This is a genomic window from Gammaproteobacteria bacterium CG11_big_fil_rev_8_21_14_0_20_46_22, assembly GCA_002796245.1.
GTDB lineage: Bacteria > Pseudomonadota > Gammaproteobacteria > UBA12402 > UBA12402 > 1-14-0-20-46-22.
Genome location: PCWT01000010.1, coordinates 1 through 14358 on the forward strand (window position 1 = coordinate 1; position 14358 = coordinate 14358).

Sequence of the window (14358 nt, forward strand, 5' to 3'; positions counted from 1 at the left end):
CCCCTTCAAATGCCTAAAAGTGTAACCTATGTCTCCGGTATAAAGTGTTACCTATGTCTCAAGTCGTACATTGGAGTCGTAGGTTGTGGGGGTGGGTTTTGGCTTTTATTGGCTGAACTGGCTGTTTCGCTGCTTAGGCCTGGAAGGGAAGCGGCCACGCCCAGCAAAGCGGGTTCAAGCCGACGTTTTTTGATTAACCAGACAATGCCAAAAATAGAGGCGACTGCCCCTGCGGCTGCTGCGGCATAAAGTATAATTTTTCGTCTACGCTGATTGGCGGTCACGTTGTTTTTTGGCATGGTGCTTCTCCATAAAATTGGCTTATTATGGTCAATAATGGACTGAATTATAGCTGACTTTCAAGTCAGGTTTGGTGTTTAATTTCTAAATTAAATCCTAGCGCGCTCGCGCACTTACTTAGGGCGTGTTTTCAGTATTATTTTTAATAACCTTGTTTGGTTGCTTTACTGCAATTTTCAGTTCATTTTTGAGAGTTGCATGTGTATTTTTAACAAAAGTGTGTAATACCAAAATCTTGCGCTTCATAACAGTACATTGACATCCCCGTCTGGCTAAAGCAGGGTGGGGATGTTAAGAGAAAATTCTACTTTTAGGGAAAAAACGAATTTAGGGGCTAACCGTGATGGCTTCCTATAGGCGCAGGTGGCGGTGCTGCTGCTGGCGGCACAGGCGGCAGCTGGGCAGCAAAAAAACCCATCACAGCTCGCACAATCACAGGCGCAAAAACCTGCCCAAACAAACCGCCCAAAAAAGCAGTGGAGAATGCAAAAAAGTCAAAATAAGCCAGAATCGCAGCATGGGTTCCTACACAAATTGCTCGCATAGTCTTCGCATGATTCGAGTAAGAAGCCCCATAATTTAATAATGCACTGATGGCAAAATTGACGCAATGCTGAGCAAAACCCAGCTGTGGAAATAGCAAAAAGGCCGCTAAGAAATCAAGCACAGCTAGCATAAAAGTTTTCCAGCGAGTCGGTGTATTAAATACTGTTGAGAAACCCGCGGACACAGCCTCTCTGACACAAGATGAAAAAAACATTGAGCCATAAGTAGGCGAATAGCCAGTAGAATGGCTCTTCGAAACCTCAGGAGGTGCCTCACAAGTTTTTAAGAGTAATTCTCGTTCCTGATCGCTCATAATGCGTACAGGCTCGCCAGAACGATTTGAGCGCTCGATCAAACGATGAGACAAGCTGAAAAACATTTTTGCTCTTTCTCTTCTTTTGCCTGAAAGTGAAGGAAGCAGTGCATTTTCAAAAGATAATAAAAGCTCTTTTGCAGTTTGAGACATATTTCCATCTCCTCTGTTATTTTGGGCTATCGTACTTTGAAAGGCTTAAGGTTTTCTTGCAGTCATTTATTACAATCCAATTCACCGCTAAACTGTGGAGAATTCTCCTCCAGGCTTGTCACGGACCTGATGAGGAATGCTCATGGCTTGGAGCGTGTTCAAATGAGCGCTCACTTTAAGAGGCGAGAATCGGCCCTTGATGTAAGCATCCAAATCTGTGCGATTATTGGCCATTATATGAGAGATAAATTACCGTGATAGCCAATGGTGTAGAGCTCACTCCTTCGGCGGATATCATGAGAAAAACCACACAAAATTCGTTGACTAATTGAGGGCACTATTATCAACATGAGTTCTGTGGCGGATCGAAGTTCAAGACCACAATTGGCGACCTATGCGGCGACTAAAGCAGCCGTAAAAAGTTTAACGGAATCGCTTCGTATGGCAAACGCTAGCTATAAAATTCGAGTGTGTAATGTGGCGCCAGCGAAAATCAGAACGCCAATGCTTATCACAGCTAATTTAAAGGGCGATCAAATCATTGAGATTCAGGATGTCGTTAACGCTGTATTATGGCTTTTTGAGCAACCGCAATCGGTTTGCATTCGTGATATTGTGATTGCGCCAACAACGTATGAGCCCTGAAAGCTGGCTTGCAATGCAAGCGCGGCATGATCTTTGGGTAACGAAGCAAGCAAGAGTTAAAAAAATTGATTTCACTAGGGCGTGTCCCTAAAGTTTCGGTAGGAGCGAAAATCAAGATAATTGTACAAAAGTTAAGTATGGTTTGAGGCGAATATTGAACATATTTAACGAAAAGCATCCTTAATTTTTGCCAATTTTGCTTGGTTTGCAGCCCAGCGACGACTTTAGGGACGCGCCCTAAATTAAGTGACGCTGCATGGTTATTGAAGGGCGGCGGGTTCCAGTAGATTATCTTTTAAAAGTAACATTATTTATTCAAAGCATTCAATCTTTGCCCTGCTTGAGCCAGTGTTTGTGCGAAAAAAATCAACTCTGGTCAGCTTACTGAAGCTCTTTGCCTGAAGGCGATTTTTTTACGATCTGGGCAACTGCTCAAACCTGTTTCTATGATTATGTGTTATTCTGTTCTCTATTTTTTGCATGAGTTTTTTCTTAAAAATATAGTTGTTCAATATGTTTTAACGCTGCGCTACACTGCAGGCTCTTCCTTTATCCCTCCTCACAAGGCTCATTGCGTGCGCGGCTTTGCTTTAATTTTTGTATGTTTATTTTTTATTTTTTTGGAGATTGATGATGAAAAAATTCGTGTTATTAGCTTTATCGTTGGGCTTGGTCTCAGCAAGTTTTGCGGCGACGGTCGATTTAAACACGGCCAGCGTTAAGCAGCTTGAGGCCTTGCCGGGTATCGGTCAGCACCGAGCTGAGGCGATTATCGCTTACCGCAAGGCGCATAAGGGCTTTAAGTCTGCTTCTGAGTTGTCGGCGATCAAGGGCATTAGCGAGAACTTGGTGAAAAAACTTCAGAAAGACGTGACGGTCTCATCCGGCAAAACTGAGGGTGCTAAAGCCTAAAGCTTTCTTGAATTAAAGTTGGGCGTCGGTATCGTGCAGTGTTTCGATGAATGTATCGAACGCGGCTTGTGTATCGCCGCCAGCTTTGGCACAAAGTTCCAGTTCTTTACTGGCCGCCTTCAAGCGAGGTGTGCCCGTATAACAGCAAGCACCGTGCAGTTTATGTGCGGCCTTGGCTAATTCGCTGAGGTCTTTGGCTTCAAAGGCGGCGAGCACTTCTTGCTCGTGCTCAGGTAGCATGGCTTTTAGCATCGCGAGCAACTCTTTGTGCATGTCTTCACTGCCACCGGCAAGCTCAATGCCGGCTTGTGTGTCGATCAGTGGGTATTGCTGAATGTTATTCATAGGTGCTCTCAGGTTTGAAGGTTTAGGCTATTTTAATCGGGTTTGTCAGCTTGATGCAATGCCTCTTCTGTGCGCGTCAATTTTTTTGCCTGCGCCCAAAAGTCTAAAAGTGCATCAAAGCTTAGCGCGCTCAGCGCGAGGTTTTGTTTTTCAAGCAGTGTTTCCATTGCACGAAAACGGCGCGTGAATTTTTGGTTGCTTTGATCCAGTGCGTGATGAACGGTTGTGCCTAAGTGGCGAGCTAAGTTCACGCAGGTAAATAGCACATCACCAAGTTCAAGCTCGATATCACGTTGCGAGTGTTTTTCGCGTACAGCTTCTTCAAGTTCATCCACTTCGTCTTTTAACGCTTGAATAATATCGAGAGCACTATCCCAATCAAACCCTGCGGCGGATACGATCGCCTGTATTTCCCCGGAGTATCCGAACGGGTCATTATTGATATCGATGTGATCTATAACGCTCATTTTAAAGTCTCTCGTAAGGGTTTGTGGGCTATAGCTGTTGTCGTAAAAAGGGCATCTCACCGGTTAATAAATGGACAGGTGCTGTTTCCAAATGCTGCTTGCTCTCTTTCAAGGAGGATGATACCTTGATTCGCTTTTTATTTATACCAAAAGGATTTGTGCCAAAATGAACCTTGCTAGGATTGCCTTATTTTTTTCTTTGCTTTTTTACTTTGATGCTTTGGCTGTCGCCGAGACACCGAATCTGCCTAAACCCGATCAAAGTCCGGCTCTGAGTATTGACCTGCAATGGCTCTACTTGAGACCGGGTGCGAGTAATTTGCAGTATGCGACTTACACTCAACCCTTACCTTTGCCGGCGCCTCACTGGATTACTCAAAATGTCTCACCTAGCTTTCACTCTGCATTTAGTGTGGGTATGCAGTATGACTTTGCAACGGCAGATGAGTTGCAAGCAGATTGGTTGCATCTGGCCACCAGTGATTCCAATAATATGAGTGCCAGTGGTAGTGCTTCCGTTGCGCCGCCTTATTATTTTGGGCCTTTGGCACAAGCTTTGTTTCGAAGTTCAGCGGTTGGGTCGGCAGACTTTAATGTGGACAATGTTAATTTGGGCTATGCGCACCAGTTTAAGATTAATCAGCATCTTCAGTTTTCACCGTTTATCGGTTTGGGTCTTGCGCGCTTGAAGCAATATCTGACGGCAAACTTCCAAGGCTATGACGCAGCAGTGGGTGGTAATCACTATAATATAACCTCATACAATACCTCTAAATATTTAGGCGCTGGCCCTCGCTTTGCTTTGGATACCACGGCTTCATTCTTGAATCACTTTGGTTTTCATGCTGACTTTGGTGCCGCGTTAATGGCAGGTTGGATGACGTCTGAAACAACCTTTCGCTCGCAAGGCCATGATAACCCTACTGCGGTGACAACGTCATTGGCTGATCAGGGTGTGGCCAGAATGGTGCCTGAGTTTGACAGTAATGTGAGTCTAAGTTACCAGATGGTTTTTCATTCGGGTTCAAGCCTGAGTTTGGCACTAGGTTACCGATTCAATGTCTATTTCAATGGTATTAACCAAGTTGTGCCTACCTCACTTGTACCTAACCAGTTTAACCAAGGCGTGATCGCCATTGAGACCTCTGGTCAAGATCAAAGCAACCTTGATTTTAATGGTCCTTACATCAAAGGTGTCTGGCGTTTTCAAACGTAAGGGACGTTGCCTTTTTGTTCGTGGTGACGGTGTATGTTTTTTATAAAACGTATTGGGCTTAATTATCTTTCACCCGCTTGACGGCTTTTACGTTCGGAATCAATGTGATTCTGTCGATAATGCGGCTGATATCTTCGAGTGACTTCACTTCGATGGTAAGCTTTAAATAGGCTTCTTGCGTTTTCTTGTCGCTGAAGGTGTTCAGTGCAAGGATGCCCACTTTCTCATTGTTCAACACTTGTGTGATATCGCTTAATAATCTTGCGCGATCGTACACGTCAACATGAAGGCTGACGGGGTAGCGTGCATGCGTGGTGTGTGTCCATTCCACTTCGATCATCCGATCATTATTTTCGGCCGCTAAATGCTCGGCATTTTTGCAATTTCGGCGGTGTACGGTGACGCCATGACCTTGTGTGATGTAGCCCACGATATCATCGCCGGGCACAGGTCGACAACAGTTCGCAATATTGCTGAGCAAGTCACCGGCGCCTGAAATGCTGATGTCGGTTCCGGCAGACTTTTTGCTGGTACTTTCTTCAAAATGTATCTCGCCCATTTCAGGTTTGGGTACGGGGCCTTGAATGGTGTAAATCACAGAGGCTAAGCGCAAATCGCCTCGACCTAGTGCGGCCAGAAAGCGATTGGCATCAGGGTGGTTGTGCTTTTCGGCAAGGTCTTCAAGTTTCGGAAGCTCCAGGTTGAGCCGGTCACATTCGCGCTCTAAAAGCTGCCGGCCGGTTTCAATATTACGCGATTGATCTTGTTGTTTAAACCACGATAATACTTTGGCGCGTGCGCGCGGTGTCTTTAAGTAGCCGCGTTGTGGAATCATCCAATCGCGACTGGGCTGCGAATGCTTGGTGGTGAGAATTTCAACCGTGTCGCCGAGCGTTAGGGTGTGTGTAAGCGCCACCATTTTGCCGTTGACTTTCGCGCCGCGGCAGCGATGGCCCACTTCGGTGTGCACATGGTAGGCGAAATCCAGCGGCGTGGCGCCCGTCGGTAAATCTAATATTTTGCCGTCCGGTGTGAACACATAGGTCCTGTCCTGAAATACATTGCGCTCAAGCTCGGCCGGTAAGTTGGTATCATCGCTGACTTCTTTTTGCCAGTCGAGTAATTGACGTAGCCATTTAATTTTTTGCTCGTAGCCAGAAGCACGGCTACCTTCTTTGTACATCCAGTGTGCGGCCACGCCCATTTCCGACTCTTCATGCATGGCAAATGTACGAATTTGAATTTCAAACACTTTGCCATCTTCATCGCTCACGGCCGTGTGTATGGATTGATAGCCGTTGGGCTTAGGATTTTGAACGTAGTCGTCAAACTCTTCTTGGATCGGTGTCCAGGTTTCGTGCGCAAAGCTTAAAATAGCGTAGCAATCGTCGATCGTGGGGACCAGCACGCGTACCGCAGTGGCGTCATAGATTTCAGAAAAGGGCACTTTCTTGCGCTGCATTTTTTTATAAATGCTGAAGATGTGTTTAGCGCGTCCTGCCACTTGGCCTTCGATGTGGCACTCGGCCAGGGCCTGCTGCAAGCGGCTGATGATCATCTCCACACGCGCTTGGCGCTCAAGTCGTCGTTCTTTTAGGGACTTGGCGATCGTTTTGTACGTGTCACGTTCTAAGATGCTAAAGGCCAAATCTTCGAGCTCCCATTTGAGTTCGCTGATGCCTAAGCGGCTGGCCAGTGGCGCGTAAACCTGATTGGTTTCTTGTGCTAAACGCAGTTGCTCAGCCTCAGAATGATGATGCACGGCGCGCATCACACACAAACGCTCGGCGAGTTTGATCACCACGGCGCGCACATCGCGCACCATGGCCAATAACATTTTACGAATATTATCGATTTGGTGATGGCTTTGCTGATATTCCAAGCGGGTGATGCTTTGCATGGCTTTGATATTGACCACGAGGATGGCAACGTCTTGGCCGAGTTGTTCTTCGATATCTTCAATGCGTAGGTCGGCGTGCTCTACCACGGAATAGACCAATGCGGCGGCAACGGCATCGCGGCCCATATTAAGCCCTGCGACAATCTCTGCGATCTCTAGGCTCGCTTCAAAACAGTTGCGTCCGTCGGGCGTTTTTTGATCTTCACCAGCAATACGGCTTAAGAAAACGGCTTCTTCGACTAAACCGTTGTCTTTCGCTCGGATCGAGTGTAGCCAGACATCGACGTCCACCTCCTGGTTTTCGTTGCGGGGGAGAGCTTTTCGGACCTTAACCATCGTTGTCGTTATCTTCGATTAAATCGCGGGCATCTTATCACGATTTGTCTTGGCGTGAAAACACAGCCATGGATTCCACGTGTGCGGTGTGGGGAAACATGTCCATCACGCCGGCTTTTTCAAGCGTATAACCTTTCTCATTCACGAGCATAGCAATGTCGCGCGCCAGGGTGGCCGGGTTGCAAGAAATGTAGACAATCTTCGCGGCATTGAAATGCTCGATGTGTTTGACGATGTGCTCAGCACCGGAGCGGGGCGGGTCGATGATCAGTTTATCATAGGCCTTGCACCACGGTGTGTGCTGAAAGTCTTGGATGAGGTCAAAGGCGTGAAAGTCGGTGTTATGAATCGCGTTGAGCTTGGCGTTTTCGCCGGCACGCTCGGCCATCTCTTGGCTGCCTTCCACGCCGGTGACGTGTTTGGCATGGCGTGCTGCGGCCAGGCTAAAATTACCCAGCCCGCAGAAAAGATCCAGCACGGTGTCGTCTGAGTTGAGGTCAAGTTCGTCAATCGCGCGGCTGACCATCGCCTGGTTGATGGGGAAATTCACTTGCGTGAAATTGTGGGGCATAAAGCCAAGTTTGAGGTCGAAATCGGGCAGTGAATAATACTGCTTGGGCAGCGCTTCGCCGTGCAAGCCTTGGATGGTGCTGGCGTTGCCGGGTTGTTGAAAAACCATGAAATCATGCGTTTGGCCAAACGCCTCCAATACTTTAATATCTTCTTCAGAAAATGGCTCTAAATTTCTGAATATTAATATTTTTTTATCTTCAGACAGGCTCGCTTCGCACTGGGCGATTTGGTGTTTGATGGAGAGTTTATCCAGCATTTCGCGTGTGGCTTGTATGGTGTGCCCTAAGGACAAATCTAAGATGTCGCAGCGATGAATGTCGCACAAAAAACGCCCATTGATCTCGCGAAAGCCAAACAACGGTAGCCCCTTTTTGGCCACATAACGAATACCTAAGCGGGCTTTGCGTCGGTAGTGATAAGGCGGTGCGGTCAAGGGTTCGAGCACGACCTTGGGTTGAACACGGGATTGGTGCGCAATCAGTTCGAGCAGGGTTTTTTGTTTGTGGGCGACCTGCGCTTCACTGCTCATGTGTTGCAAGCTGCAGCCTCCACAGGTACCAAAATGTGGGCAGAGCGGGATGGCGCGATCCGTGCTCGTGTTTTCCACCACCTCAAGGCAGAGCCCTTCATCGTATTGGCCGTGCGTGGCGGTGTACTGAAAACGCACGGTCTCGCCGGGCAAGGCTTGGGCGATAAAGGTGGTTTTCCCGTTTAAGGTCGCAATCCCTCGGCCTTCGTGCGTTAAACGCTCAATGGTGGTGGTGAAAGTGCCCTCGGGCGGGCGTTTGAATCGGCGTTTACCCACGGTGTTGACCTGCTGTGTTTAAAGCGGCTTATGATAAAGCCTTGGGCTGAAAGTGCAATCAGCTTGTGGCGGATTGACTCTGGCGAGTGTTTTTGCTTCAAGAGCTTTACGGTGGCAGTGGACGGCTTGGACCATACGCGTCTAGGATGAATTGTATTCTAGCGAGTGCGCAAGGGTTTTGATGGAAATCTTCACGGAGGATGCTGTTGTGCTTTTGAATGCATCCTATTTCTTCCTGTGTAAACGTGGGTTCATTTTCTGTAGGTTCATTTTCGTTCGTGAGTTTCTTAAATAAACGGTAGAAACGTGCGGTGCGGCGGTGAATGGGTGAGGTGTTGCTTTGGGCCAGGTAAGCCTCTGGGTCTTTAAACACTGCGAGCCAGTCATCCAGTAACGCCATGTTCATTTCTTCGGGCTTATGGAGATTTAGTATCCCAGCGTATTCAGATGCCAGATAGAAAATGGGCGCATGTTTTAAAAACAATTGGGAAAGTAGGGTTTTGCAAGGGTAGATGTTCAAGGTTGAGTCTATCGCGTAGGGTTCGTTGTGTTCTGCTTCACCAACTCTGATCGGGTTTCTGTATGTCCATGGTGCCATTTGAATGTAGGGGTTTGATGGCACCTTTTTCCAGCCATCAAGAAGATATTGAAGTACCCATTTTTGTCTAACGTCTATTTTTTGGTTGTTTTTTTCCATCACAGTGACAGGGATTTTTCTTTTTTCTGTGAAGCGCGTAGCAAGGCCAAAATCGACTAAGTGAACGTCGTTTGTATAGCGGTTGATTAAAACATTGCCGCGGTGTAAATCACCGTGGGCAATGTGTTTTTCTCCTAACTGCTTCATTTCCTTAACAAGGTTCGTCGCTAGTGTGAGAACTTGGTCTTGAGTAAGCGTGTATGCCTTTGTGCATAGCTCTCGCCAAGTGATGCAGTCGCCATAGCCTTCCATTAGCAGTAGAAAAGTCGCTACACCCGTCGTGTCAACTTCAGAGAGTCGAAATAAAAGCGAGTCGCTAGTCTCAGGATGTTTTTCGGCCGTCCCTATGCTTTCCGGAAAATCGTCAACTACCGCGGGCTGCGCGTCGTCGGCTTCGCCTGTCCCTGGTGCGTGCGAATGTGTATTAATACCACGATAAGCATCAAACAACTCGGCTTCTTGTCGTGCTTTTTTTTCTGTTGTACGAAAGGTTTTGGCAAACAGTGTGCTGTCGTGGGAGCCAAAAAGTCGAAGGCGCAGTGCGTTGCAGGTTTCAGTGCCAAAGCTCTCCGTAGGGAGGTGGTGGGGCTCATCGGGTGTGCCAATCGTGCTCTTATTGTCTGTTTCGACGTTGTCCCCTTCGGTGGACGGAGGTGTGTCCGAAACGTCTGACTGATGTGGCACGTAGTGAACGTTTGCGTTTGAATTGATGGGCGGATAAGCGAATGGTTTGCGCGTGGATAAGGCCTGTAAAAGTTTGTCTAAGGGCTCAGTTAAGGTCTCAGTTTTTGGTGCAGGCGAGCAGGCTGTGTGAAACTTTGCGAAAAATAAGGCGTGTGTGATAGGGGTAAAGCCTGTGTTGGTCTCGGGTAAGCTGCTGACTTTATGGGGGCCGGCTTGCTCAATCACTTTGATGTAGTAGTTGATTAGGCAGGTGAGCATGTGGTAGAGGCCGTCTGTGGCTTTGTGTGTTTCAACCAAGTCGATAAAGATATTCCTTAGGGTGTTCGCATAGTGGAGCTCATCTGGGTGCTCGCGTTCAGCCATGGCTTCTATGCTTTTTAACGTGTTTAAGATATAGCGATTCAGTGGCGTCGTTTGCTGGTTTGAGCAGTTTGAGCAAGGCATTGGTTGAAGCTGGATAAAGCCATTTTCGAGTCTTATGGTTTCGGCGATGCTTGTGTGTTCGCCGGTGCTGAGGGTGTAAAATAAAGCCTGAATAGCAACACCGATGTAATCAGACACGTGTGACGCGCACGCCGCAAGTTTTAACGTATGTTCTTGTTCTTGTTGTGGGTTGGGCACGGCGCTTCTTCTTGTGATTATTTTTTAAGAAAAAGTCTACCGAAAGATACTTAACGAAGCAAGGCGGCGATCACATGCCGGCCCTCGGCTTGAAGTACAGCCAGTGTGCGGCAGGCGGCGCGTGTGTTCATGATGTCAAAGGCGATGCGTTGCTCGTAGAGTGGGCTTAAGTGTTGGTCATCGATGATTTCGCGTTGTTTGCCGGTGCCGATGAGCAGGATATCCGGCGTTTGTTCGAGGATGATTTGCCAGTGGCTTGCGTTTAAATCGCTTATGGTTTGTGGTGGCCAATCAGGAATGAAAAGCTCATTGCCGATCATGAGGCTTTCGCTGTAGTGCTTACCATTAACGGTGAAGCCTGTGTCATCCACGTGGGTCAGGCGATAAAGGGCGTTGTGAGTGTCTTCAACAAACTGCATGAGGCGAGTGTAGCGCCATAGTTCATCGGCGTCTATTTTAAGTTGTTCGGGATTCAGTTAGACTTTACCGGCACTCAAAGGATGGGGGTCATTATGCAGCCTTTTTCTCGAATACAGCGATTGCCGCCGTATGTCTTTAGCTTGATCGATGAATTGAAGTCTGATCTTTTGGCGGATGGCCGAACGATTATCGATTTTGGTATGGGCAATCCCGATCAGCCGGCGCCGGCACATGTGGTCGAGGCGATGAAGGCGGCCATGGATGATCCTAAGTCGCACCGCTACTCGGTTTCACGCGGGATCACCGAGCTTCGCGAGGCGATTTGTCAGTGGTACAAAACCCGTTATGGTGTAAAGCTTGATCCGAGCGGCGAGGCTATTGCGACCATGGGCTCGAAAGAGGGCTTGGCACATTTGATTTTGGCGACCATGGGGCCGGGCGACACGGCCCTGGTGCCTAATCCCGCCTACCCGATTCACCCGTTTGGCTTTGTGATTGCGGGCGCCGATGTACGCCATGTGCCGATGCAAGATGAAAAAAGCTTTCTTAAAAATCTTCAAGATGCGATCAAAGAATCCTGGCCGGCGCCCAAGATGCTGGTTTTAAATTTTCCTTCTAATCCAACAGCTTATTGCGTTAACTTAATCTTTTTTGAGAAGATTATAGATATCGCGCGCAAGCACGGGATTTGGGTGGTGCATGATCTCGCGTATGCCGATATCGTGTTTGATGGCTATAAAGCGCCGTCGATTCTACAGGTGCCCGGTGCGAAAGAAATTGCGGTTGAAACCTATTCCTTGTCTAAAAGTTACAATATGGCCGGCTGGCGTTGTGGTTTTGTGTGTGGCAATCCCACCTTGATCGAGGCCTTGGGTCGTATGAAGTCGTATCTGGATTACGGCATGTTCACGCCGATTCAAAAAGCGGCCGTCACCGCGCTCACAGGCCCGCAAGATTGTGTGGCCGAGATTCGGGCCACCTACCAACACCGCCGTGATCTTATGTGTGAGAGTCTGGCGGATATTGGCTGGGCTATACAAAAACCCAAGGCTACGATGTTTTTGTGGGCGAAAATTCCGGAGAAATTCCGTGATATGGGCTCATTGATGTTTTCAAAATGGCTGCTGGAGAAGGCTGGCGTGGCGGTTTCGCCTGGTATCGGCTTTGGTGAGTACGGCAATGACCATGTACGCTTTAGTTTGATCCAGGGTGGTGATAAGATAAGCTACGCTGTTGAGGCGATGTCGTCCGTGTTAAAACTATAAGGAGAAAGCGTATGCGCTCAACTCTGCTCCCCCCCTACAAAAGTGCGCTAGCGGCTTTGCTGCTGGGCCTGTTCTTAGGGCCGCTAGGTTTGATGTATTCCACGGTGATGGGTTCCATCATCATGTTGGTCTTGGTTGTGATTGCCATCGCGCTCAATTCACACTTGGGTGGTTTTTTTGTGTATCTCTTCTGGGCCATCTGTCTGTATTGGAACGTGGCGGCGGTGAATCGCTACAATAAACGTCTGTTTGCCCCACTTCACGGTGAAAATAAAGCCAGCCCAAAAGATGATGTTGAAAATTAATTATATTTTATAAGCCAATGAAAAAAAAGATAAAAACACGTGAACCAAAAACCTTCGAAGTTCTGTCTGACCACCCTGTTTTGCAGCGTGTCTTCGCCGCGCGAGGGGTGGTCTCTCAAGCCGAGCTTGAGTACAGCCTAAAGCACATCTTGCCATTTTCTGAGTTGAAATCGATCGATAAAGCCGTGGCCCGTTTGCTCCAGGCGCTTAAGCATCGTGAGTCCATTCTCATTGTGGGTGATTATGACACGGACGGTGCGACCAGCACGGCGATTGCGGTTCGTGCTTTGCGTATGCTCGGCGCGACCCAGGTCGATTTTTTGGTGCCGGATCGTTTTCGTTATGGTTATGGTTTGTCCAAGGCGATCGTTGAGCTCGCGGCTGAGCGTAAGCCCCATCTCATCATTACGGTCGATAACGGTATCGTCAGCTTTGAGGGTGTGGATGCGGCCAATGCGCATGGCATCGATGTGATTGTGACCGATCATCATCTGGCGGCCGATCGCCTACCCGATGCGGTCGCGGTGGTGAACCCCAACCAACCGGGCGATACCTTTAAAAGTAAAGCCTTGGCCGGTTGTGGCGTTATTTTTTACGTGATGCTCGCTTTGCGCGCCGCTTTGCGTGAGATGAATTGGTTTGAAGAACAGGGGCTGCCCGAGCCCAATATGGCAAACCTTCTGGATATTGTCGCTTTGGGCAGTGTGGCGGATATGGTGCCACTGGATGCGAACAACCGTATTTTGATTGACCAGGGTTTAAGGCGTATTCGCCAGGGCCAATGCATTGCGGGCATTCGTGCCTTATTACAACTCGGCAAGCGTAAATTAAGCCAAGTGTATGCGACAGATTTGGGTTTTGCGGTCGCGCCAAGGCTTAATGCCGCCGGCCGACTTGAAGACATGTCGGTGGGCGTGGCCTGTTTGCTTACCGATAATGAAAGCGAAGCCATGCAATTAGCCACCCGTTTGGATGCGCTCAACCTTGAGCGGCGCGAGCTTGAAAGCACGATGAAAGAACAAGCCTTTGCGGCACTCAAACGGTTTGAGGGTATGCGGGGCGATGATTTGCCTATGAGCTTATCCTTATACGATGAAAGCTGGCACCAGGGCGTGACGGGTATTATTGCAGGGCGCATCAAGGATAAATTTCACCGGCCGACGGTGGTGTTTGCACAAGGTGAGCCCGGTCAGCTGAAAGCATCGGCGCGCTCCATTGCCGGTGTGCACATTCGTGATGCCTTAGAAGCGGTGCACAAAGCGCACCCTGATTTGTTGGTGAAGTTTGGTGGGCATGCGATGGCGGCAGGGCTCACGATTGATGAGAACGATTTCAAGGCCTTTAAACAAGCGTTTGAAACGGCGGTCAGTGCGGTGGTGACACAAGACGCTTTGGAATGCGTGATCGAAAGTGATGGCGAGCTTGCTGCACGTGAGCTTAATCTTGAGTTAGCTAAGCTCATTCAAGAGGCAGGCCCCTGGGGGCAAGCGTTTGCCGAGCCTTTGTTTCACGATGAGTTTGTGGTGCTAGAGCAGCGCATCGTAGGCGCCAATCATTTGAAGCTTTTACTTCGAAAAGACGATAAGACCCTCGATGCGATTGCTTTCGGTGTGAACCTTGATCACTGGCCCAACCATCGCTGCGAGCGTATTTTGGCGGCCTACAGGCTCAACGTAAATGAATTTCGTGGCCGCCAAACGGTGCAGCTGATGGTGGAGTATCTAGAGCCTGCTTAAAACAAACGAGTGGGTGCCAAAAGAGCGCTCTCGTTGCTGGGTAATACTGGGGCCTGTTTACAATTCATTTTCACGCTGCAAACTGAGTAAAGTTGGTCCAAATTGTTCATTCTTCTCGT

At 48.5% G+C, this 14358-nt stretch carries 14 protein-coding genes; 6 read left to right on the plus strand and 8 right to left on the minus strand.

Annotated features, from left to right (window positions below; all coding sequences use genetic code 11):
* Positions 1-47: 47 nt before the first annotated feature.
* Both COV52_00895 and COV52_00900 read right to left on the minus strand, forming a co-directional pair.
* Entirely contained in the window at positions 48-299 is a 252-nt protein-coding gene (locus COV52_00895; protein PIR11974.1) for a hypothetical protein, read from the minus strand.
* A 335-nt stretch (positions 300-634) separates the two neighbouring features.
* Positions 635-1312, minus strand: coding sequence for a hypothetical protein (locus COV52_00900; protein ID PIR11975.1), 678 nt, complete (start codon positions 1310-1312; stop codon positions 635-637).
* Positions 1313-1660: 348 nt separating this feature from the next.
* On the opposite strand from COV52_00900, the gene COV52_00905 reads away from it, so the two are divergent.
* Together COV52_00905 and COV52_00910 are read left to right on the plus strand one after the other, a co-directional pair.
* The gene (locus COV52_00905; protein ID PIR11976.1) at positions 1661-1957 is read left to right on the plus strand and encodes a hypothetical protein; all 297 of its coding nucleotides are present in this window, start codon (positions 1661-1663) and stop codon (positions 1955-1957) included.
* 633 nt (positions 1958-2590) lie between these two features.
* Positions 2591-2869, plus strand: coding sequence for a topoisomerase (locus COV52_00910; GenBank protein ID PIR11977.1), 279 nt, complete (start codon positions 2591-2593; stop codon positions 2867-2869).
* 12 nt (positions 2870-2881) lie between these two features.
* On the opposite strand, the gene COV52_00915 is transcribed toward COV52_00910, so the two are convergent.
* Together COV52_00915 and COV52_00920 are read right to left on the minus strand one after the other, a co-directional pair.
* Positions 2882-3214, minus strand: a complete 333-nt coding sequence (locus tag COV52_00915) for a histidine kinase (GenBank protein PIR11978.1) — start codon at positions 3212-3214, stop codon at positions 2882-2884.
* A gap of 32 nt (positions 3215-3246) precedes the next feature.
* Positions 3247-3681 (minus strand): hypothetical protein, encoded by a 435-nt coding sequence (locus tag COV52_00920; GenBank protein ID PIR11979.1) that lies wholly within the window; start codon positions 3679-3681, stop codon positions 3247-3249.
* A 166-nt stretch (positions 3682-3847) separates the two neighbouring features.
* Here COV52_00920 and COV52_00925 point away from each other — a divergent pair, with 166 nt between their 5' ends.
* Positions 3848-4897: a hypothetical protein gene (locus COV52_00925; protein ID PIR11980.1), complete on the plus strand. Its 1050-nt coding sequence runs from the start codon at positions 3848-3850 to the stop codon at positions 4895-4897.
* 58 nt (positions 4898-4955) lie between these two features.
* Here COV52_00925 and relA read toward each other — a convergent pair whose 3' ends face one another.
* From relA to COV52_00945, 4 genes are all read right to left on the minus strand, one after another.
* Positions 4956-7133, minus strand: a complete 2178-nt coding sequence (gene relA / locus COV52_00930; GenBank protein ID PIR11981.1) for a GTP diphosphokinase — start codon at positions 7131-7133, stop codon at positions 4956-4958.
* Between the two features lie 37 nt (positions 7134-7170).
* Positions 7171-8511 carry a 23S rRNA (uracil(1939)-C(5))-methyltransferase RlmD gene (locus COV52_00935; protein ID PIR11982.1) on the minus strand — a complete coding sequence of 447 codons (1341 nt, stop codon included), beginning with the start codon at positions 8509-8511 and terminating at the stop codon, positions 7171-7173.
* A 106-nt stretch (positions 8512-8617) separates the two neighbouring features.
* Positions 8618-10513 (minus strand): hypothetical protein, encoded by a 1896-nt coding sequence (locus tag COV52_00940; GenBank protein ID PIR11983.1) that lies wholly within the window; start codon positions 10511-10513, stop codon positions 8618-8620.
* A 50-nt stretch (positions 10514-10563) separates the two neighbouring features.
* Positions 10564-10932, minus strand: a complete 369-nt coding sequence (locus tag COV52_00945; protein ID PIR11984.1) for a hypothetical protein — start codon at positions 10930-10932, stop codon at positions 10564-10566.
* Positions 10933-11025: 93 nt separating this feature from the next.
* Between COV52_00945 and COV52_00950 the strand changes: the two genes are divergently transcribed.
* From COV52_00950 to recJ, 3 genes are read left to right on the plus strand one after another with little or no spacing between them, the layout of a single operon-like run.
* Entirely contained in the window at positions 11026-12198 is a 1173-nt protein-coding gene (locus COV52_00950; protein ID PIR11985.1) for an alanine transaminase, read from the plus strand.
* 11 nt (positions 12199-12209) lie between these two features.
* Positions 12210-12503, plus strand: a complete 294-nt coding sequence (locus tag COV52_00955) for a hypothetical protein (protein ID PIR11986.1) — start codon at positions 12210-12212, stop codon at positions 12501-12503.
* 17 nt (positions 12504-12520) lie between these two features.
* Positions 12521-14239: a single-stranded-DNA-specific exonuclease RecJ gene (recJ, locus tag COV52_00960; GenBank protein PIR11987.1), complete on the plus strand. Its 1719-nt coding sequence runs from the start codon at positions 12521-12523 to the stop codon at positions 14237-14239.
* The last annotated feature ends 119 nt before the right edge of the window (positions 14240-14358 follow it).

What these genes read in the sequence shown, in the direction of transcription:
- COV52_00895 (PIR11974.1), bottom strand. Translation starts at nt 299, where the DNA reads ATGCCAAAAAACAACGTGACCGCCAATCAGCGTAGACGAAAAATTATA.
- COV52_00900 (PIR11975.1), bottom strand. Translation starts at nt 1,312, where the DNA reads ATGTCTCAAACTGCAAAAGAGCTTTTATTATCTTTTGAAAATGCACTG.
- COV52_00905 (PIR11976.1), top strand. Translation starts at nt 1,661, where the DNA reads ATGAGTTCTGTGGCGGATCGAAGTTCAAGACCACAATTGGCGACCTAT.
- COV52_00910 (PIR11977.1), top strand. Translation starts at nt 2,591, where the DNA reads ATGAAAAAATTCGTGTTATTAGCTTTATCGTTGGGCTTGGTCTCAGCA.
- COV52_00915 (PIR11978.1), bottom strand. Translation starts at nt 3,214, where the DNA reads ATGAATAACATTCAGCAATACCCACTGATCGACACACAAGCCGGCATT.
- COV52_00920 (PIR11979.1), bottom strand. Translation starts at nt 3,681, where the DNA reads ATGAGCGTTATAGATCACATCGATATCAATAATGACCCGTTCGGATAC.
- COV52_00925 (PIR11980.1), top strand. Translation starts at nt 3,848, where the DNA reads ATGAACCTTGCTAGGATTGCCTTATTTTTTTCTTTGCTTTTTTACTTT.
- relA (PIR11981.1), bottom strand. Translation starts at nt 7,133, where the DNA reads ATGGTTAAGGTCCGAAAAGCTCTCCCCCGCAACGAAAACCAGGAGGTG.
- COV52_00945 (PIR11984.1), bottom strand. Translation starts at nt 10,932, where the DNA reads ATGCAGTTTGTTGAAGACACTCACAACGCCCTTTATCGCCTGACCCAC.
- COV52_00950 (PIR11985.1), top strand. Translation starts at nt 11,026, where the DNA reads ATGCAGCCTTTTTCTCGAATACAGCGATTGCCGCCGTATGTCTTTAGC.
- COV52_00955 (PIR11986.1), top strand. Translation starts at nt 12,210, where the DNA reads ATGCGCTCAACTCTGCTCCCCCCCTACAAAAGTGCGCTAGCGGCTTTG.
- recJ (PIR11987.1), top strand. Translation starts at nt 12,521, where the DNA reads ATGAAAAAAAAGATAAAAACACGTGAACCAAAAACCTTCGAAGTTCTG.